At 59.3% G+C, this 20,657-nt stretch carries 16 protein-coding genes; 9 read left to right on the top strand and 7 right to left on the bottom strand.

Annotated features, from left to right (window positions below; genetic code table 11):
* Nucleotides 1-121: 121 nt before the first annotated feature.
* Nucleotides 122-1,264: a helix-turn-helix domain-containing protein gene (locus JT689_RS00865; RefSeq protein ID WP_229373317.1), complete on the bottom strand. Its 1,143-nt coding sequence runs from the start codon at nt 1,262-1,264 to the stop codon at nt 122-124.
* 993 nt (nt 1,265-2,257) lie between these two features.
* Here JT689_RS00865 and JT689_RS00860 point away from each other — a divergent pair.
* The 5 genes from JT689_RS00860 (at nt 2,258) to JT689_RS00840 (ending at nt 6,778) form a co-directional block, all read left to right on the top strand.
* Nucleotides 2,258-3,391: an extracellular solute-binding protein gene (locus JT689_RS00860; RefSeq protein WP_012289662.1), complete on the top strand. Its 1,134-nt coding sequence runs from the start codon at nt 2,258-2,260 to the stop codon at nt 3,389-3,391.
* 59 nt (nt 3,392-3,450) lie between these two features.
* Nucleotides 3,451-4,311: an ABC transporter permease subunit gene (locus JT689_RS00855; protein WP_049892729.1), complete on the top strand. Its 861-nt coding sequence runs from the start codon at nt 3,451-3,453 to the stop codon at nt 4,309-4,311.
* A gap of 35 nt (nt 4,312-4,346) precedes the next feature.
* Nucleotides 4,347-5,174, top strand: a complete 828-nt coding sequence (locus JT689_RS00850) for an ABC transporter permease subunit (protein ID WP_012289660.1) — start codon at nt 4,347-4,349, stop codon at nt 5,172-5,174.
* A 3-nt stretch (nt 5,175-5,177) separates the two neighbouring features.
* Nucleotides 5,178-5,918, top strand: a complete 741-nt coding sequence (locus JT689_RS00845) for an ABC transporter ATP-binding protein (protein ID WP_012289659.1) — start codon at nt 5,178-5,180, stop codon at nt 5,916-5,918.
* Between the two features lie 152 nt (nt 5,919-6,070).
* Nucleotides 6,071-6,778 (top strand): hypothetical protein, encoded by a 708-nt coding sequence (locus JT689_RS00840; protein WP_012289658.1) that lies wholly within the window; start codon nt 6,071-6,073, stop codon nt 6,776-6,778.
* Nucleotides 6,779-6,861: 83 nt separating this feature from the next.
* Here JT689_RS00840 and JT689_RS00835 read toward each other — a convergent pair whose 3' ends face one another.
* Nucleotides 6,862-8,511 carry a hypothetical protein gene (locus tag JT689_RS00835; RefSeq protein ID WP_012289657.1) on the bottom strand — a complete coding sequence of 550 codons (1,650 nt, stop codon included), beginning with the start codon at nt 8,509-8,511 and terminating at the stop codon, nt 6,862-6,864.
* A 1-nt stretch (nt 8,512) separates the two neighbouring features.
* Nucleotides 8,513-9,388, bottom strand: coding sequence for an ABC transporter ATP-binding protein (locus JT689_RS00830; protein ID WP_012289656.1), 876 nt, complete (start codon nt 9,386-9,388; stop codon nt 8,513-8,515).
* 390 nt (nt 9,389-9,778) lie between these two features.
* Here JT689_RS00830 and JT689_RS00825 point away from each other — a divergent pair, with 390 nt between their 5' ends.
* Together JT689_RS00825 and JT689_RS00820 are read left to right on the top strand one after the other, a co-directional pair.
* Nucleotides 9,779-10,033, top strand: coding sequence for a transcriptional regulator (locus tag JT689_RS00825; RefSeq protein WP_049892725.1), 255 nt, complete (start codon nt 9,779-9,781; stop codon nt 10,031-10,033).
* A gap of 97 nt (nt 10,034-10,130) precedes the next feature.
* Nucleotides 10,131-11,747 (top strand): DASS family sodium-coupled anion symporter, encoded by a 1,617-nt coding sequence (locus JT689_RS00820; protein WP_012289654.1) that lies wholly within the window; start codon nt 10,131-10,133, stop codon nt 11,745-11,747.
* Nucleotides 11,748-11,819: 72 nt separating this feature from the next.
* Here JT689_RS00820 and JT689_RS00815 read toward each other — a convergent pair whose 3' ends face one another.
* Nucleotides 11,820-12,281 (bottom strand): universal stress protein, encoded by a 462-nt coding sequence (locus JT689_RS00815; protein WP_012289653.1) that lies wholly within the window; start codon nt 12,279-12,281, stop codon nt 11,820-11,822.
* A gap of 400 nt (nt 12,282-12,681) precedes the next feature.
* Between JT689_RS00815 and JT689_RS00810 the strand changes: the two genes are divergently transcribed.
* Nucleotides 12,682-12,894, top strand: coding sequence for a hypothetical protein (locus JT689_RS00810; RefSeq protein WP_049892723.1), 213 nt, complete (start codon nt 12,682-12,684; stop codon nt 12,892-12,894).
* Nucleotides 12,895-12,964: 70 nt separating this feature from the next.
* Here JT689_RS00810 and JT689_RS00805 read toward each other — a convergent pair whose 3' ends face one another.
* Entirely contained in the window at nt 12,965-15,475 is a 2,511-nt protein-coding gene (locus JT689_RS00805) for an MMPL family transporter (RefSeq protein ID WP_205250671.1), read from the bottom strand.
* Nucleotides 15,476-15,479: 4 nt separating this feature from the next.
* On the bottom strand, nt 15,480-17,075 hold the full coding sequence (locus tag JT689_RS00800; RefSeq protein WP_229373315.1) for a COG1361 S-layer family protein: 1,596 nt from the start codon (nt 17,073-17,075) through the stop codon (nt 15,480-15,482).
* A 452-nt stretch (nt 17,076-17,527) separates the two neighbouring features.
* Here JT689_RS00800 and JT689_RS00795 point away from each other — a divergent pair, with 452 nt between their 5' ends.
* A complete protein-coding gene (locus tag JT689_RS00795; RefSeq protein WP_205250670.1) occupies nt 17,528-19,399 on the top strand; it encodes an ABC transporter permease subunit in 1,872 nt (623 codons plus the stop codon).
* A 17-nt stretch (nt 19,400-19,416) separates the two neighbouring features.
* Here the strand turns inward: JT689_RS00795 and JT689_RS00790 are convergent, their stop codons facing one another.
* Nucleotides 19,417-20,370 carry an ABC transporter ATP-binding protein gene (locus JT689_RS00790; protein WP_205250669.1) on the bottom strand — a complete coding sequence of 318 codons (954 nt, stop codon included), beginning with the start codon at nt 20,368-20,370 and terminating at the stop codon, nt 19,417-19,419.
* Between the last annotated feature and the right edge of the window lie 287 nt (nt 20,371-20,657).

The raw sequence follows: 20,657 nt of genomic DNA, 5'->3' as shown, positions 1-20,657 counted from the left end.
CTAGAGCAGGAGCCGAGGCAGCTGATCGATCTACATCCCACAGTTGTGGCTTGGAACAGGCTTTGTCGAGCATCCACCGAGCTGGATGGGTCTTGAAATCTGAGTGGGCTGACGGCAGGGGCTACGTCCAGAGGCGGTCGTCGAATGCCCTGCGCATCGTCGTGTTCGCGACCGCTGTCCCAACATCCTGCTTGAACGCGGCAGGGTTGACACCCCCACGCTTGATCGTGTTCAAGGAATCGACAATCCAGCCATCACCACGTTCGAACGAGATCGAACCAACGGCAGCCCGTCCCTCCAATTCGGTTCGGAAGATCGGTGGGCCGCGATCCGAGACTCGTTCGTGGGTGAGAACTGACTTTGCAACAGTGGCGTTTCCGGACTCAACGTACGTGAAGTACGCCGTCAGATTTGCGGACGGTGTCAGTGTAAGCCGTCCGGCATCAATACGACTGTCCGCGAGTTCGACAGCAAAGAGGCTACCGGAAACGTCCTGAATTCGGTCCGTCTGTTCGATGGTTGCACCGCGATCTTGAAACGACTGCCCCAGTTGCTGGGAAACGGCTTCGCGAACAGTAGGACTGCTACCACTAACGACGATCGTAACGGTTTCGTTAGCGAGATCCGGAACGCCAGCATTCGCAGCGGAGGCAGTCGTTGACGCGGGTGCCGTCAAAGTTATGTATTCGCCGGAGACGGCGGGACTGTACGCGACAGCGACCGGCATTACACAGATGCCGGTGAGCAGGACGACTGTCATCAGGAGGGTCTTTCGTTTCATTGGATTGATTTCAGTGATGGCGTGATCGGCTGCCGAACCGTTGGCTGACCGACTGGAGATGACGAGTGTGACGAACGTAGTGGCTGCCGCGAAAACGGTGGTGCGCGGGCTCACTACGTGGTTTCCGACGGATTGTTCGACCGTCTTGAGTAGGTCGATGGCGAGGGCGAGAACGCCAAGCACTCCAACAGCGCCGAGGAACTGCTTGAGCTTCGCGATCAAACTCAATTTTCGGTCGTCGGTGCCGATGAACACCACAGCCGGGTGCTCCGAGGGCGCATACACACACATCTCCTTTCCACGCGAGGAGTACTCCGTCTCCGTAACGCGGGCAAGACCGACGTCTTCGAGCTTTTCGAGGTGGTACATCGCGTTTTGCACCGTCGTATCCGTCGTTTCGGCGAGCTCAGCCGGCGTTCGTGGGGTTCGATGCAACTCCGAGAGCATTGTTCGCGTCGTCTTCGAGGAGAGTGCGTCGAACACTGCGTCTGCTTCATCATCGTCGACATCGAGAATCCGGAGTGCCCCGTCTTGGGACGAGTCAGACTCCGAGCGTGAAGAGGGGAGCAATGACATTCTCGCCATCTCCGTCAAGAAGCGGGGTATGGTTAGATGTATGCATTGGTTCAACAGCCATTGAACGCTGGACGGCAGAGGGACAACGCAGCCAGCCACTCCGACATTCCGACAGTATCACTGCCCGTACCGATGCACATTCCTGGCGATCAGTTTGGTGTGGGGCGGGCTGTCCATACATCGGGACTGCCAGCGCGCTCTTCGAAGAAGAACCCCATCTCACATGAGTCGGGCGACGGAGACGGGGCGACGTCCACGCAGACTTCTGACTGGAGTCGCCGGCCACACTTCTGTAGGCACTTTCACCAACCGGGGCCAACGAGAGGGACGAGACGGTGTTCGGGTCCGCGTCGTCAGCGAAGAGTCACCGTCGAAAACAACGAACGCGCGGATCGAATGCGATAACAGACGCACTGGCCGTGGCACTTGCTGCAGCGATCATCGTCAGTGCTTGCGTGTCATAGAGTTATATCTCACATTCTTAGTGGAGGAAAAACCTGACTACGGCTGTCGGTGCCTGTCTGAGTGTCGTGAGCGTGTGGATAGCCGACCGGCAGACCTCTGTCGTGTTCTCGTTCTGTCCTCCGTTGGCCTGCAAGAGTGGCTTCTGAACGCTGTCCCGTACTCGGCTCCAACCACAATCGTGGGACTGCGGTGGCGCTCAAATTCAGACCAACAAACACGTTCTGGCAGGTGTCGATACCCTCTGCAGTGAAGCCTTTGCTTGGCTGTGACTGCCCCCTCGATGAATCTTCAGCGTCGGATTATGGCTGAAATCGGTATCCCAACCAGACTGGCTCTGGTGCCAACTATACTCACACACACGCGTTGGTGGCAGTCCAGAACCTCACGTACTACTCTTAGCAACCGTTTTTTGATTGTACTCGGACATGTCGACTGATGCGAACTACTCGAAGGTCGTTCATCGGCGCATCCACGACAGCCCTCCTCAGTGGCTTCGCCGGCTGCACGTCAGGCGGCGATGACGGAGCGAATAGCTCGGCCGATGCTGGCATGTACACTGTCGGCCATGACGACTTTCAGACGGAGATCAGTGCGTCTGCGTTCCCAAACATGCTCTACTTCTACTGCGTGCAGTCAGGGTGGATGAACTGGCCGACAATCATGGACAACGTCGAGTCGAAGTACGGTGTCGCCGTTCACGACGACGACCGCTCGTCGGGCGAGGCACTGCAGCACATGCGATCCCACTCCGGGGACATGACTCACTCCGGATACAACGGCGGGTACACTTACGGGATCATTGCGAAAAACGACGGCTTCACGCAGCCCTACAAACCGAACGGATGGGAGATGGTGCCGGACTCACTCAAGACAGCCGACGGCCACGTGACCGCCACACGGCGTGTCACGACTGCGGTCACCTATCGGAAAGACATCTACGAGGAACGCGGCCTCACTGCGCCGACAACCTGGGCGGACCTCCTCCAGCCCGAGATCATGCAGGATCTCGCGCTCCAGACACCCCAATCCGCAGTCGGTCTTGCGGCAGCACTTTCGATCAACAACGCCCGCGGCGGTTCAATGGACGACTGCCAGCCAGTTATCGACTACTACAAGACGATACAGAACGGCGGGGCGGAGTTCACCGACAACTTCCTTGCACAGTTCTCCAGTGGGGAGTACTCAACCTTCATCCGGTACGACTACTCCGGACTTAATCTCAAGTACAACAACACCGGAATAGACGAGGAGGACGTCGGTGTCACGGTCCTCGAAGGTGAAAACGGGAACCAGGGGGCGATAAACATGCCCTACGGCTACGCGCTGCTGGAAGACGCCCCGAACCCTGAAGCCGGGAAACTGTTCATGGACTACGTCCTCTCACTGGAAGGGCAGCAACACTTCCTCGACGCCTACGTCCGGCCGATTCGCTCGTCGGAGCTGGAGTTGCCCGACGAGTTCATCGACAGCGAGGAGTACGACAGAACAGAGTTCCAGGTGGACTACAACCGGCTCGTCGAGCAGCAAGACGAGATCATCCAGGAGATCACTCGTGGCGCGACCATCTGATGGCGGCATCCAACGATCACTCCACCACGGCCGGCTCACGTTTGCGGAGATGTGTCGACATGGCGGTCGACCCAACTACTGAACGCGACCGGGAACGCCGCCGGATTGTGATACTGTGTGCGCCTTTCGCCACGCTGCTCGTGGTTGCTGGTGTTTATCCGCTGGCCGAGGTCGTCCGTATCAGCGTCTCCGTCGACCAGTATCAGTCCGTCGGGTTTTCGCTGCAGGCGTACGAGACACTTGCCTCGGACCCGTACTATCGCGGCATCGCGGTCAATTCGCTGTGGCTGTCTGGGGCGACGACGCTCGCATCGGTTGGACTGGCGATCCCCATCGCGCATGCACTCGAAAAGTACGACTTACCCGGTGAGAGCCTGCTCGTCACGCTGGTCTCGTTCCCGATCAGCCTTCCAGGCATTGTCGCGGCGTTCATGATTCTCGTCACGTTGGGGAACAACGGGCTAGTGACGAACATCGTTGCGATGGTTACTGGTCGGGATGCGATCGATCTCGCTATCGCTGTGAGCACACCGGGACTGTTCGTTGCGTTCTGTTACTCGATGATTCCCCGGGCAACACTCATCCTACGGGGCACGTACGCTGAGATCGATCATGCGGCCGAGGAAGCGGCCCAATCCCTGGGCGCGACCCCGTGGCAGACGTTCCGGCACGTCACCTTCCCCCAGATTCGGCCCGGGATCACTGGGGCATTGATACTCACGTTCCGGACCGGACTCGCGATTTTCGGGACGCTGATCATCATTCAGGCGGTCGTTGTCTGGACACTCCAGATCGCCCGGGAACTCGGCTCGGGGTACACCATTCAAGTTGCCGGCGCGATGGCAACGATATACTTCGCGTTCACGTTTGCGTTCACAGCGCTGGGGCTCCGCTACACCGACGCGGAGGTGGGGCTGTGAGCCTTGCCCCGTCTCGGCGGTTCGGTCGCGGAGCCGTGACGGCAACGCTGCTGTTGGTTGTTGCCTCGCTCGTGCTGCCAGTGCTGCTCACGTTCGTCGGCTCGTTCGCGAGCGAGTGGAGCGATGTCCTCCCGTCGGGGTTCGTAACGCTGCAGAACTGGCGGGAAGTGCTTGGGCTGGCGGAGACAGTTGGCTCTCAGCGCAGTATGGGCTGGGACACACTCGTCTCGGTCAGTGGGTACAGACTCGCCGTGCCGTCTGAGTTGATCTTCAGCGTGGGGCTTGCGCTCTGTGGCGTGCTGATCAATCTGGTTGTCGGCGTTCCAATCGCCTATGCCGTTGCACGCTATGGGTTCCGCGGGGACGAATGGGTGAACGCTATCTCGGTCCTCCCGCTGGTCCCCGGAGTTATCCTCGGGGTGGCGTTCCTCCGAGCTTACCCTGATCTTTCGGGCACGAGCGTTGGGCTCATCGTCGGTTATTCGCTGCTGAAGGCACCGTTCATGGTGATGGCTGTTCGAAGCGAGTTCGAGTCGATGCCGCTTCGACGCCTGGAGGAATCGGCACGCTCGCTCGGCGCGTCTTGGCCTCGAACGTTCTTTACCGTGATCGTTCCGAACGCCCGTTCGGGGATCGTCTCCGGCGCGATCATCTGTTGGACGCTCGCGGCCGCAGAGTTCAATTTCTCGTATGTCGTCTGGGCGAAAGGCACCCAACCGCTCGCGCTGTTCTTGCAGCGCCACATTTCGAACAGCTCGTTCACCAAGGCTGCCGCCGCGGTGTCGATGTTCTTCTGTATCATCGTCGCCATCACACTCCTGCTCCAGCAGGTTGGCTCGCGCGGCTTCGACATTGGAGGCTGATCAATGGCACGTGTCACACTCGATTCGATCCGGAAGCAGTACGGCGAAACGACCGCCGTCGACGGTGTCTCGCTCACCGTTGGGGACGGCGAGATCGTCGGCCTGCTTGGCCCTTCGGGCTGTGGGAAGACGACGACGCTGCGAACTGTGGCAGGCTTCGAGACACCAAACACCGGCACAGTCTCGTTCGACGACCGAGACGTGACACACGTTCCACCGGAGAACCGAAACGTCGGGCTAGTGTTCCAGGAGTACGCCCTCTTTGACAACATGACGGTCATCGAGAACGTAACCTTCGGACTGAAAATGCGTGCCGTTCAGAGAGCCGACCGCAGGGAACGTGCTCACGCACTCCTCGACATGCTCGGCATCGATGATCTGGCCGACCGTGACCCAATGACACTCTCGGGTGGCCAACAACAGCGCGTTGGCCTCGCCCGCGCACTCGCCATCGAGCCACGCGTCTTGCTCCTCGACGAGCCGATGACGGGGCTGGACGCGAAACTGAAGGCTCGACTCCGTGCGGAAGTCAGTCAGCTTCTCTCGGAGCTGGATGTCACCGGTCTCTACGTTACCCACGACCAAGAGGAGGCGATGCTGATGTGTGATCGCATTGCCGTGATGAACGACGGACGCCTCGAGCAGGTTGGGTCCCCACAGGAAGTGTATGAGTCGCCCGCAACGGAGTTCGTCTCGGAGTTCGTCGCCCTCGATGCGCCCGAACTCCCATTCGTTCAGTGGTAGCTTCAACCTAGCCATCAACTGTGGTTGGGCCACCGGCCTTGCGAGGGTCGACAGAATGCTATGTACGAACACTTTAGAGCTTGTATTATCGTCTCGGTTAGTCTACGTCACAAGCGACACAGGCTTATACAGGGAGTTATGACTATGGATTAATGTCTCTGAATATTGGGTCCTCACTCACTGGCGGAGTTCGTCGCGTCGCGAACCGTAATGGGTTAAAATTAGGTCTTAGTTACGCTGTCTTCGCATTCGTTTGGCAGCTCCTCTATTACAGCGCTGTCGCTGATTGGGCCGGGACATCAGTCGAGGGAGTCCCTACTATCGACGCCGCACCAGTACTCGTCATGATCGGCGCAGTGATCTCACTACTAGCGCTCCAGTACGTGGCGATTGTTGCAGTCCGAACGTTCGTTGGTGGTCGCACCAAGACGATTCCACGAGAATATTATACACGGAACATCGTCTACGTCGTCATCAATTCGCTTCTCGGCGGCCTCGTCTTTGTCCTACTCGTCGCCGCCGGTACGGTACTCCTCATTGTGCCGGGAGTTATCGCCTACACTGCGCTCGTCTTTACGTTTATTTACATTGCTGACAAAGACGAAAGCTTCATTTCAGCTTTCCGAGACAGCTGGACGCTTACTCGTGGCCATTGGCTCGATGTATTCGGCCTGCTGTTTGCTCTCTCTGTCGCCAGTGTGATCTGCTCAATCATCCTCTCGTTCGGTGTTCTTCTGATGGGTTTCGTGGTCGGTCCCGACCTAGTTTTGTATCTATCTTTTGGACTCAATGTCGCCCTGTTCTCACTGCTCGCTATCGGAGTTGTTGCCGAGGCGTACACCCAACTCCGTGGTACATAATCAGCTAGTGACAACGTAGTCGTCAACCACTCATCTCTTATCAACTGCTGGCTCCGATCTAGCCATATTATTTAAGTGGTTGGTTACTGGATCTCTGCTCGGCGACGGAGTATTGCGGCACCGAGCAAGACGATGCTCAGGGCAGCGAACATGAGCGGGACTCTCGCGTGAACGCTCTCGGCTGTCGTACCCATGAAATCAGCTGGCACGGCACTGTTGAGCGGTCCGACGTACCAGATCATCAGGTAGACGATCTCAAACAGCCACCCTGAGCGAGTCCAGATCCCCGCCGCAATGGCGAACGATGGTGCGAACGAGATCCCACCGAGATACCCGAGGAGTAGCTCGGGGTGGCCAGCACCGATAAACAACACGGGAAGCCCACCACTGACGCTTACCGCGACGACAACGCCTGCAACCCATTCCGCGATGAGCTGCTTGTGTGCGTATTTCGACGACAACACCAGGCTCGTCATCCCGTGCTTGTCCGTCCGCACACCCATCTCCGACCAGACGAAGATCGGCCATACGAGCGCAAGCGGGAGCAAGATTCGGCGTGCAGATGAGACCGTGCTCCCCGACGAACTCCCAGTTAGTAGCAGTACAACTGGGCTCCCCAAGAGGGCGACTGCCCCAATGTACCACCACCATGGTTGCCCCCGAAGTGCGAGCCGAACCTCCGCAGCGACGAGTCGCATAAATCCGCCAGCGTCACGATCAGTTACGGCTGTAAGTGACACGGAATCGATTGCTGATGGCGCTGCGTCATTTCGAACGGAGTTATCTTCGTCGCTGACCGTTGGCAGGGCTTCAACGAGTCGTGGGATCCACCCCGAACTGTCAGACGATTCGGCTGACGGTGTTCGGTCGAAAGCCACCGTCGCAGCAACCAGGATCGGAATGGCAGAAATGAACACAACGATACGCTGTAGGTAGACCCAGAGTGGCCAATTTCCGCCCGTGTATCGGAACGTCTGGTCGCCGGCGAGCGCCCCGACCGATGGAAGGCCGCCACTATAGCTCGGAACCTCAGCCAGCAGCGCGTCAGCCGTTAGCTCATATACAGACATGTGCCCCATTATATCGGCTACCCGTGATTGGAGCGGGATCGCCCCTGGTAGCGAGTTCTGTGCCATAGCCAGTGTACTGAGTGCCAACGCCACGAGCAGCAGATAAAGGATGTTGCCGAGTGTCCCGTTCAGACGGCTGACGGTGTCAAAGAAGAGCGCGACAGCACCAACGAGGGCACACAGCGGGAGCGCAAACGCGAACAGCGGCGTTAGTAATGGAAGAAGCTTCGTTGGTCCGACGCCATGGACCACGTGATTGACGACCGTTGCAAATCCGAGCGTGAGGAGGATAACAACGCCGAGCGCGACGTTGCTCAGCCACTTCCCAGTGAGATACGTTCGACCTGAAACCGAGCTGCTGGCGACCAGTTGATCCATATTGTATCGGTGGTCACGTGCGAGCGTGTCCTTCATCAGATAAAATCCACCGAACAGAACAACCGCCGCCCCAGTCAACCCAGCCTTTAGCCCGATGAATGCTGCCGTGTTCACGCCGCCGTAATTCGTCGTGGCACCTGCGTTAGTGACCTGATACGCCAGCTCAATCTGTCCGACATTAACGAGGTATCCAACGTACGCGATAACTGCAAGAACAACCAGTAGGCGACGCGAGCGGATCCGTTGTAGGAAGTCCGCCCGTGCGATGTGATAGAGTCGCCGCATCCTAGACACCGGGCTGCTGATCGATCGTTTTCAGATACGCATCCTCAAGCGTCGGGGCGGCCTGAGTCGCGTTGTCTGTCGGTGGTGTTGTGGCAACCAGTCTGACTGCAACGCCATCCGAGCGCTGGACCGTACTACAGACCTGATACTGCTCGCGGAGTGTCGATACGTTGGCTCGTGGCACGAGACACTCGTAGACCTCTCCAGCGACCCGCTCAACGAGGTTTTCAACGCCGGTGTGTGTTAGTAGTTGGCCGTTATCCAAAATAGCGATCTTGTTCGCAGTTGCTTCTACGTCCGGAACGATATGCGTCGAGAGAATGACGACACGTCCGTCCGCAGTGTTTGACAGCGCACTTCGCAGTCGAACGCGCTCTTCGGGGTCTAGTCCAACCGTTGGCTCGTCAGCGATGAGCAGATCTGGGTCATTGAGCAACGCCTGTGCAATGCCAGCCCGCTGGCGCATCCCGCCGGAGAACGCCTTGAGCTTCCGGCTTCGAACATCGTTCAGATTTGTGAGGGTGATCATCTCCTCGATGCGCGCGCTTGCAGTCTCACTATCGAGGCCACGGAGTGCAGCCATGTATTCGAGGAACTCCTCAAGCGTCAGGTCGGGGTATACGTCAAAATCCTGGGGCAGGTAGCCGAGAACCGACCGGACGGCGTTTGGTGATGTGGTAATGTCTTCGCCCTGCCAGTAGGCAGTGCCGGTTGTCGGCTCCATCACCGTCGTGAGAACGTTCATTAGCGTCGACTTTCCGGCACCGTTTGGTCCCAATAAGCCATGAATTCCGTCGTCAAGTTGTAGCGAGACATCCCGGATGCCCCACTTGTCTTCCCCATACCTCTTCCCGAGGTTCTCAGTCCGCAACGTCACATGTAAACTGTATTAACCAGTTACAAAATATTTGTGCATATTGACCTGTGTTCCGTCTAATGATAGCGCACGAAATTACATGACTCGGTGCGTTGAGGTGGAACAGGTTTGTTCTGGAACCCACACTATCTAATCAGTATGTTCACGAAGAAGCAGCCCCAACTCCCTACAAATCGCTTTGATTTATCGCTGAGTCCCTGCATAGAAAAACTCCGTATCAGTATCATCTCGCCCTGTGATCTGATTTCGGTGACGTCAGTCACCAACCGCCTTCGATCATCCGCAAGCCACCTTACTGTTGAACTTCTGCTCGCCCGGATCGAGAACACAGCGAGTGCGTGCGAAAAGGGTAGTAGGGCAGAAATAGAACGTCAGGAGTGACCGAGTGGAATGGACGAGACGGAAATCCTACCCGACAACGAACTACAGGACGTTTCCACAGTGGCCTGGCGGCTCCTCCGGGTCGCTGCCGGATATGAGCAGCGCGAGGTGGAACGAGAGGTGACCGATCTCGTACAGGCGCATCTCTCGATGTTGGAAAACGGAACTCGTGCGCTCTCGATGGATCGCCGCCGGGTTCTCTTCGACCTGTATGCGACTGAACTCACCGAAGAGCAGATCGCTGCGATCGTCCACAACTTCTGAGTGACATCGTGTGATCAGCCCCGGTGCTGGCTACGGTACCGGCGCACTGTAAGAGATCACTATGTTTAATTAGGAAAGATCGGGCATCTGTGTATCAATGATACGTCGGCACCTGAACGACGCACAGCAGCGGCTCGTGACGTTCTGCATTGCGACGCTTGGCGCGCTTCTCATCGCGCTTGCACCGTCTCCGACTGGCCTTTCCCTGGCCGGCCAGTACTCGCTTGCGACGATGTTCTTTGCCGGTACAATGTGGGTGACGGGCGCGTTCCCGCTTGCCGTGACTGCGTTGACGATCCCGATCCTCCTCACCGGGACGGGGGTTTACGACGACATCGACACAGCCCTCGTTGGCTTTTCTGACCACCTGATCTTCTTGTTCATGGCGGGGTTTATGCTCGCAAACGCCGTTCAGAAATACGGCATCGACCGCCGAATCGCGTTGTACACGATGGCGAAAATGGGGAGCTCGCCGCGACGGTTGATCGGGGCCGTCATGGTTTCCACGGCCGTCCTCTCGATGTGGGTTTCGAACACGGCCACCACCGCGATGATGACGCCCATCGCGGTTGGCGTTCTCTCGCAAGTGCTTAGCGACGACGCGGTCGCCTCTGCAGGGGAAGCGGCCAGTGAAACGGCGCCGGAACAGGCTGCCGACAGCGCCGCGGCTGGGCCAGCCGACGAGTTCACCAATATGCAGATCGGGATGATGCTCGGAACAGCCTACGCAGCCAGCATTGGCGGTGTGGGAACGATAATCGGCACTCCACCAAACGCTGTTCTCGTTGGCCAACTCAACGCGGCGCTCAACTACGAAATCGGGTTCGTTGACTGGCTGTTGATCGGCCTCCCAGTCGTACTCATCACACTTCCTCTCGTCTGGTATGTCCTCACGTTCGTTCTGTACCCGCCACAGATCGACGACGTCGATGAAGCGCAACGACAGGCGCAACTGTACCTCGAAGACGAGGACGCGCTCACCACACGAGGCCGACGAGTCGCGGTCGTCTTCACGGGGACCGCTGGGCTCTGGATTCTAGGTGGTTTGGGATCGTTCCTGCAGTCGTATCTCCCGTCGATCTGGACGACGACGCTGTTCGGCGGCAGTGGAATGACTGTCTTCGGTCTTGAAGGCCACCAGGGCCTTCTCTACTATGTCCTGGTCGGTGTCACAGCGATCCCCGCGTTGGTCCTCGCAGACACCATGGAATGGGACGAACTCGTCGACATTGATTGGGGGACGCTCCTGCTGTTCGGGGGTGGCATCACCCTCGCACGAGCGCTCGCGGATACTGGGACCACCGAGTGGCTTGCAACCACGATCTTCGGTGGTCTCACCGGCATGCCGATCGTGCTCATCATCGCTGTGGTCGTGCTCGTTGTCGTGTTCCTCACCGAAATGACATCCAACACGGCGACGACCAGCATCCTGGTTCCGATTCTCATCGGACTGGGTAGTGTCTTCGCGGCCACACTCGGCCTCACCGAGTTCAAGACCGCGATCTTTCTCTCGGTCGCCGGCACGATCGCAGCGAGCTTTGCGTTCGCGCTACCGGTTGCAACGCCGCCGAACGCGATCGTTTTCGGGAGTGGGTATATCAAACAACGCCACATGCTGCGGACCGGCGTTGTTCTCAACGTCATCATGACGGTGGTACTGACCGGTCTAATCTGGCTGCTGTTCAAGTTCGTCTGGCCACACCTGCTCTGGTGAGACAGCCACCACCGCTGCGTGAACTACGCCGGGCGAGGATCATGCAACGGGGCCGCGATCACCGCTCGGCGGTTAGGCGTCGTGCTCAGCTAGCTGATCCGGAACATAGATCACTGGGCACGGTGCAGAGAGGAGAACCTCCTGTGTTGTTGACCCGAACAATGCTTTCCCGGTTGGCGATCGCTTCTTGCCGCCAATGACTGCGAAGTCGACGTCCGACGCGAGATCGAGGATGGTGTCGGCGTGTGGGCCGACAGCCGTCCGGAGTTCGTAGTCGACCGTCGCGTCGTCAAGCCGACCTACGATACCACGGAAGGTCCCGTGTTTCTCTGCGATCTGTTCGGGTGTGATCTCGGATTCGGTGTCCAGCCCGAGGCTCTTCGTGGTGGTTTCGTATTCGTCGCTGGTGAACACCTGTGCGACGAGTAGCCTAGCATTAGCCGGCTCCGCCACCGCGATTGCGGCCTCCGCCAGTTGTGCTCCACGGCCCTCGTCCCCGGGCTTCCCCGCGAGAAGCACCGTCTCTGGTCCCATGTATCAGTGATACGCCACACAAATCTTAAACGTTCTCGTTCCTGGGTTGATACGACAGCTATCGGCTGGTGGTTCTAGTTGTGGCCCTCCCAGCGGGTGGGCTACATGGATCACACCGTAGACAGCCAGCACTGATGTCGATGCCAGCCTTCGCGCGTCGAGATCCGTGGAGTCCGTGCTGCGCGCTGCTTCAGCGGATGTCTACAGAACGCGGGAACTGGCCGTACGGCTGTGGACGAACGGAAGCGCCGCACAACCGTCCCCATGTGGGCCGGCTCGTGTACGCCACTGACCCCTGCTTCTGTACGGCACGTCTCGTGTCCGGCGGGAACGCGGCCGGCTGACGCGCCATTGGCTCGCATGCCGAACAGCAAAGGATGTGTGGCACACACACAGACGTATGGACCGCGAGCCCACCACGAGAGACCGCATCTGGGCGTCGATACTCCGCCACGCCCGCCGAGACGACGCGTTATCCATCTCGAACGTCCGCAACGACATCCACTTCGATCACCGGCCAAGCGACGAGGAGGTGCGCCGCGTCTTCGAAGCAAGCAGCGAAATCGGCGTCATCAAACGCACTCCATCCGGCCACTGGGCGTTCGACCGCTGATTGCTGCCCCAACAGGCCGTTTCAGTGGCGTACTGGTTGCGCTCCGTTACTCGACCCCGTGTACGGGGCCTCATGACGACTGTGTCATGTGATCGGACACTGATGATGGGTGTGCGTCGCTGTCGCCAACGACACGCGCCCAGACGACGAGCGCAGGCGGCAACACGATCAGCGACGCGAGATACGAGTACAGGATCGCGGCACCAGTGAGCAGTCCAAACTGCCCCAGAATCGGCGTGATCGCGATGACGAGCACGCCGATTCCGGTGACAGTCGTCAGCATGCTCCCGGTGAGTGCGCCACCGGTTCCGCGAACCGTCCTGGTCAGCGCGTCGAACACGTCCGTCGACGCGTCGTACTCCTCCGCGAACCGGTGGACGAGGTGCGCCGAATAGTCGATCCCGAGCCCGATCCCGATCGAGAGGATGGTCCCCGTCATGACGTTGAACGGGACGTTGAGGAACCGCATCGTCGCCGCAATAGCGGCCACTGTGACGGCGATCGGGAGCAAGTTCACAATACCCAGCGATGGGGTCCCTTCGAGCAACCCGTAGATCGCAACCAGGAAGACGGCACTCCCGAGCAACGCAAGCACCAGACTGACGAACGCGGACTCCGCGATCACGTCCGAGACCGCCTTCAGCACGACGACGCCGCCGGTCGCGGTCGCCGACATCCGGAAGCGATCCGCAACTGTCCTGGTGTCAGCGGTGACCGCCGCCTGCGACGCATCGGATTCGACGGCGTATTCGACGCGGGCTGCGGTGTAGTCGGCAGTCATGTAGTTCAGTGCTCGATCACGAGCCGACGACGACAACAGCTCGCTATACACCGTTTTCAGGTTGTCGTCGGGGATGCCGTTGGCGTTCCGGTCGTTGCGCGCGACCAACGCGGCGAACTCCGGATCACGCCGCGCGTGTGAGCGAATGACTGAGACAATACTCGTCTCCCTGGCGTGCCCGTCGTCGGCAACGAAGCTATCCGGGGGCCCAGCCCCTGCACCCCACATCGATTCCAGGGCGCTGCCGTCAGTCAACGACCCCTCGACGTACACCGTCGTTACGTCTTCCTCACCCGTTTCGAAGGTCTCCTCGAGGTAGTTCGTGGTTCCAGTCACGGTGTACTCCCGGGGCTGCAGTTGCGCCGGGAAGTACTCCAGATACTGGGGGTTGTGCTCCGGCGGCAGGAAGTCGTCCTGTGTGAACCGGCTGTCCACGCCGGCCCCGTAACTGCCAACCCAGGCTGTGCTCACTACCAACACGATCAGGAACGCCTTCGGGGCGACGCGACCGATGTGGATGCCAGCCGGAAGGATCCGGCCCAGCACTGAGTCTTCGGCCCCCAGTGGCTGGGAGCCGAACTCGGGGACGCCCACACGCTCCCGGAGCGTGTCGGCGTACACCTTCGCCGCTGGCAAGAAGATCCCGAAAATGAGAAACGTGAACACGATTCCGACGGCAGCCACCAGCCCGAAATCCCGGATCGGACCGAGCTGACTGCTCGCGTTGGCCGCGAACCCGATCACGGTCGTTCCGGTCACGATCGTGAACGCAACCAGCAACTGGTCCGTGGCCGTTCGCATGGATTCTCGGACGCCGCCACCAAGCACACGCTCCTCACGGTATCGGTTGATCGCGTGTATCCCGAAGTCGATGCCAACCGCCAGCAACAACGGCGGCACGGCGATCAGCATCTGCGAGAACGCGATCCCGGCCAGCCCCATGAACCCGAACGTCCACAGGATCGCCATCGCAAGCGAGACGATTCCGATCAGGAGGTCAATGGGGTCGCGGTACGCCACGATCAGGAAAAACAGGATCAACACAACCGCTGCCGGAACCACAAGCGCCAACGAGTCACTGATCACGTCCCCGAACTCCGCGGCGAGTATGCCGCTCCCGAAGACCGTAATATCGCCACCGACCGAGGACGCGATGAACGAAGCGTGCTGTTGGATCTCCGTGAGCGGGCTCGACCCGCTTGCGCCCGCTGAGTTTGAGGTTTCCGTCGACAGCGAATGTGTGACGATCCCGATCGTCGACGCTGCTGACGCCGATTCGGCGTTGAAATCCGTGCTCAAGCTGGCTGTGAGCCCAGGCGTACGCTCAACTGCGGTCTCGACTGCGGTGTCGATCTCCGCCGGCGTCGCCTGCTCGATGGCGTCGATCTCTCGGGGAAGCGTCTTCGCGGACGGGTCAACTGTCCGCGCAACCGCGCGAGCAACGCTTGTTGTCCCTGCGACCTCCAGATCGGGGTTCGTTCGAAGCCGGTGCTGTGCGCGTAGCATCCGCAGCAACTCGGGCTTCGAGAGCACGTTCGTGCCCGACTGGATCAACTGCGTCGTTCCCGTGTCCGCCTCGAACGTCACGCGTTCGAAGTCCTCGTTGACGCTTTTCAGCGCTTCTTGGGCCGGCACGTCCTCGGTGAACTGGCTGGTCCCCGAGGACGTGCCGGACCCACCGAGACCGAGCAGAAACCCTGCTGATAACAGCAGAAACACCAGCAACACTGTCTTCGGACGGGTGACGATCCACTCGTCGACGGCGTCGATATATCGCTGGTATTCGATCTGGATATCCATCTGTTCAGTCCTGACTCCGACGCCGCCATCCAACCACGCCAACCACGCCAACGACCACGATCCCGCCCGCGATCAGACCGACTGGGAGCCCACCACCGTTTCTGGCGGTCACCTCGATCGGCAGTGTGTACGACCGCGACGTTTCCGTGTCGCCGTCGGGTAGCTCGTACTGGAACTCGATGGAGACCGGATACCGTTTCGGGAGCGTGCTCCCGCCGGTGTCAAGCGAGATCGTGATCGTCTCTGAAGCCCCCGGTGCGAGTTCCGAGACGATCCCCTCGTCGTTGTCGCTGCCGAGTGGGTCATCCACGAACGCTTTCGCTTCAACGTCCGTGATCGGGTCGTCGCCGTTGTTCGTGACCGTGACTGTCAGCGCCCGCTCGCCGCCCGCCTGCAGCGTGTTGTTCTCCACAGCCACCGCGAACCGGTCTTGATAGGGCTTGATGTCGGCGTTCGTCTCTAGGCCGTCGCTGTAGCGCACGTCCCCCCGCTGGTCGCGGTATTTCACTGTGAGGTTGAGCTGCTGGACGCTGGCGCTTGCAGCGTCGCTCACGCTGACCGTGTACTCGAACGGCGCCCGCTCACCGGGGCCGAGATCCGGGACTGCGTACGCCGTCGAATCCACGTGGATGTTGGGGTTCTGGGCGGCGATCCGGACGACTGGATTGGTGACCGGGTTCGGGCCATCATTCACCACTGAACCCTGGACGGATCCCTCACGACCAACGCGCAGGTTGGTCGAGACGTTCGCGACGGAGAACTGCTGTTCTGCTCGTGGGTCCACACCAACACTCAGCGTGCGCGAGGTCCGGGCGATACCATCGGGGTCGGTGTAGTCGACAGTCAGATCAGCCGTGTACGCTCGTGTCGCAGCGTCGTCATCGAGCGAGACGGTGTAGTTGAGGGTTCGCTGTTCACCGGGCTCCCACGAGCCGACTTGGGCCGTCGACTGCGTCGACTTGGTGCCAACTGACAGCGCATCACTCCGGGACGCTGCGGTGACGCTGGCCTCCCTGGCTGGCTCGGTCCCGACGTTTTCGACCGTCACACTGAGGTCGCCTCGCGACCCCACCTGTGCGGTCGTGGAGCGATCCACGACCTCGAACTGCGCCTGGTCTCGAACCTGGATCGTGATGTACTGCGTCCCAGTCTCGGTGAAGTCGTTGTACTGTGCGCCCTTCGTGTTGTAGTTCACAGCCCGCGTGTACGCGTACGAGTATTCGATGGGGACACGATACGCTCCCGGGTCCACGTCTTCGGGAACCGTCACGCTGACCGGCGTTACTGACGTGGTGCCAGTCGGCACGCGGCCGACGCCGATGGTTCCCGTCGTCACGTCGATCGGGACCGTATCATCTTGTACGTCGAGCGTGAGACCCCGAGCGGTCGTCACACGATCCTCGTACTGCGACGGTCCTCCTTTCTTGAGGTGACCCTTGTTCGAGACGGTGAGCTGTAACTCAGTTGTCGTCCCAGCCTCGAACTCCCCGGAGCTGGTGAGGACGTTGAGATCCGGGTTCCCGATCACTTGCCCGGAGTCGCTTGCCTGTGCGGCCACAGCCGGAATCCCAGGTCCAACGAGGAGGACGACCACAAACACGCCGATCGCTGCCCGTCGGGACGTGTTATGAACTCGTTTCATGTGCCGTGATAGGTGACTGGAGCTTGATCTCACTACCCATGGTCCGGGATCTCATTTATGTACCGCATGAGTCGAAGCTGGCGCATAATAGTTTGGAATATATTTCTACCCTAATTCATAAAATCTCTATGAATAATCATCAATAAGTATATTTTTTGGAAAGGAACGAATTGTGTGGGGGATTTCTCTACGCAAACAGTCGGACGGTTGAGCTTAGTGCCGTCTGGGTCGGTCTTTGTCGCGTCTAGACGCCAGGTAGACGAATAACTACGTCACAGCCGCCTGTATTACGTAGTCAGTTAGAGCACCATCGTCGGTGCAGTTTCGGTTCCCTCAATGAGGACACTATCTTTCACAGTGTGATTTGTATCCCAAAGAAACTACACGATGGATTGCTGTATACTACCGTAATGCCCTCCACCGCCGTTGCTAGAACGGAGTTCAAGAGGTTCATTCGCGGGAAGACACCATGGGTGATCGTCCTCGCGATGCTCCTGATGAATCAGTATGCACCGACGTTCACACCCGCCCAACGCCAGTTGCTCGGTGAGGCCCTGGCATTCACAGGTATACAGGTGGTTGTCGCCATCATCGTCCCTTTCGCAGCGCTCGCACTTGGAGTGCGCGCGATCATTGGTGACCGCGAGACAGGAACCGCACGTGTTTTACTCGGCACCGAACTCACCCGCAGCGAGTTTGTCATTGCAAAGACCGTGGGTCGTGGCGCTGCGATCTCAGTCCCAGTTGTTGGGTTTGTCTGTGTTGTTGTGGGCAGCAACGCGCTCCAGTCGGGCCGGTTCTCACTGCCGATTTTCTTGGTTGTTCTGCTGGCGTCAGTTGTCTACGCGTTTGCGTGGACTGGCGTTATCGTTGGCATTTCGGCTGCGAGCTCTTCGACGACCCGTGCAGCACTTCTCAGCTGTATCGTCTTTCTGTTCGGCGGTCTGCTTTGGAGTTCACTCACCCGTCCAATGGTGTGGACTCTCGCCACCGGCTCACCACCCGATAGCCAGGCGGTCCAGTCAGCGCTTTTCGCCGATCTGGGCTGGGGTAGCCTCCCGAACTCGTATTTCGGCGTCACGAACTGGGCCTTCGGGTGGGCAAGTAGACCCGAGCCGATCACCAACGTTGTCTCCGAGGTGACACTGGCAAACAAGCCTTCCGTCCCCACAGCTCTGCAGTCATGGGTTGGTCTCGTCGTTGGTGTCGCCTGGCCCGGTGCTTCTCTCGCCCTCGGATGCGCTCGGTTCAAGCGGCGTCCCGTCTCCCCCGGAACTCAGGTCGGGTACATCCGGGCGTTGTGGCAACGTCGGCCGACGCTGCCGTCACGTTCAAACCACGCGCCCGGCGAATCCGTCGGTCAATCCGGGGTTTCAGACATGCTTCCGGGGTCCTGGCAGCCGGTCGCCAGGCGTGAGTTCCAGCGCCTACTCCGTGGGCCTGGGGTTTGGGTGCTCGGTATTGCAGTGTTCACATGGAGCGTTCTTACGCGCTCGCAACCGTCACTCGCTGTCGACTACTTCGGCTCAACTCTCCCACTTGCAGTCGCTCAGCGTCCGATCATGTCGGTTGGCCTTGTTGGCGTGCTGTTCGGTAGCTTCCGTGCAGTGACGGTCGAGCGTGAAACTGGACGGATCCGTGTGGCTGCTGGGACAGCCATCTCACGAAGCGAGTTGTTGGCTGGAACTGTCGCTGGCCGCACAGCAGCCTTCGTCATTCCGATTGTGCTTGCTGTCCTCGGCGTCTGCGTGAGCAGTGTCCCATCAACCGGAGTCGTCCCACTCCACACGCTTGCTCCGTATCTCCTCCTGATAATCGCATACGTCGGCTGCCTGACTTGCATTGGCGTAGGGATTTCTACACTAGTTCGGCGGCAAGCAGTTGGTGCTGTACTCACCACTGGTATCATCGGAATACAGCTGAGTTGGTATAACGTCTCAAATCTCATCTACCGTGGGATTACAGGGATAACAGTAAGCGGGTTTTCGCCACCGGCAGACCCAGTGTATGTGTTGCTCCGCTGGCTCCCACCGATCAACGTGTTCAGCGTCGCAACGAACGCCGTTCTTGACGCTCCGAACTCGGCTGGAAACGCTATCGGGATCCTTTCTGAGCTCCAGCGGGGTTCGTATTCACAGGATGTCATTGTCACGCAGGTCTTCGACTCAACCGTCCCCGAATGGTTCTTGCATCCGTCGATCACGGTCGCGCTGTTTGCGATCTGGTGTGGGGTTGTAGGGGGACTTGCAGTACTGGTCTTTCAGCGGCGGCCCCTCGACTAACTACGGTGTGGTCGCCGTTACGTCTCAGCTATCGCGACAAACGCATCCTCGATCGTTCCGGTATCGACGTCAAATGTCCGGACACTGATCCCCGCCTTGTCGAGTGCAGTGAGGACACCGTACCGTCGGTCCGGGGGACACGATACAACGACTGTGTCGTCTACGGACCACGCGCTGGACACAGCGTCGAGGCGTTCGGCGGCTGTGACCGCTGTCTCAGGACTATCCGTCTCAACCCGGAGCGTCGTTTCGACTCCCGCAGCCTCTCGAAGGGCACTAGGAGTGCCCTCTGCGACGAGATCTCCCTCAGCAAGTAAGCCAACACGATCACAGACCCGCTCAACTTGATCCAGAACGTGACTGGAGAAAAACACCGTTGTGCCACGGTCTCGCTCCTCGGTCACGAGATCACGGACAAGCCTGACGCCGTTCGGATCTAGCCCCGAGAACGGTTCATCGAGGATCAGCAGTTCCGGATCACCCGCCAGGGCCATGCCAAGGCCGAGGCGCTGGCGCATTCCTTTCGAGTAGCCACCGGCCCGCTGGTCGATCGCTTCCGAGAGTCCGACACGACCGAGAACGGTGGCCGGATCCCCTGTCGCGTCGTTCGCATCGAGAACGTATGTGATATGCTCGCGGCCAGTGAGCGACCCATAGACACCGAACTGATCGGGAAGGATCCCTGTTCGAGCGTGGATTTCCGCGGTCTTTTCGCGTACATCCAGCCCGAAGATTGACGCCGACCCCGAACTCGGTCGGGTGTAATCCATCAATAGATCAATCGTCGTGGATTTGCCCGCGCCGTTGGGCCCCAAGAATCCGTACACCTCTCCTTCGCGGATGGCGATGTCGAGCCCGGACACCACGGCGGTATCGTTGTACCGTTTGGTGAGCGCGTCCGTTTGGATCGTTATCTGCGTGCTGTCCTCGGGTTCTGTGGTACTTTCGCTGCCTGGCGCTTGGAGGGCCATGATTTCTATGCGCAATCTGTGATGAAAAAGATTCGGGAGCGGGGTCGCTGTCGGTAACTTCGGTACTAGTGTCAGAACTCCGTACAAAATGTTGGAGCCGGCGGCACAGACCCCACGGTCGGTTCGTAACAAACCCGAACACAGTGTTTAGTCGACCGACGACGCGGTGCACTCCCTACTCGTGGCAGTGTCTCGCCGTCTGGACGTTACTGGAGAGTGCGAGATGCCCCCGAACCGTTGGATAGGTGCTCGATGCACTGAGTTGTAGCAACGACGTATATTTAGCG

It is taken from the genome of Halobacterium sp. GSL-19 (assembly GCF_016917855.1).
Taxonomy (GTDB): domain Archaea; phylum Halobacteriota; class Halobacteria; order Halobacteriales; family Halobacteriaceae; genus Halobacterium; species Halobacterium salinarum.
This window is presented reverse-complemented; position numbering and strand designations above follow the sequence as displayed.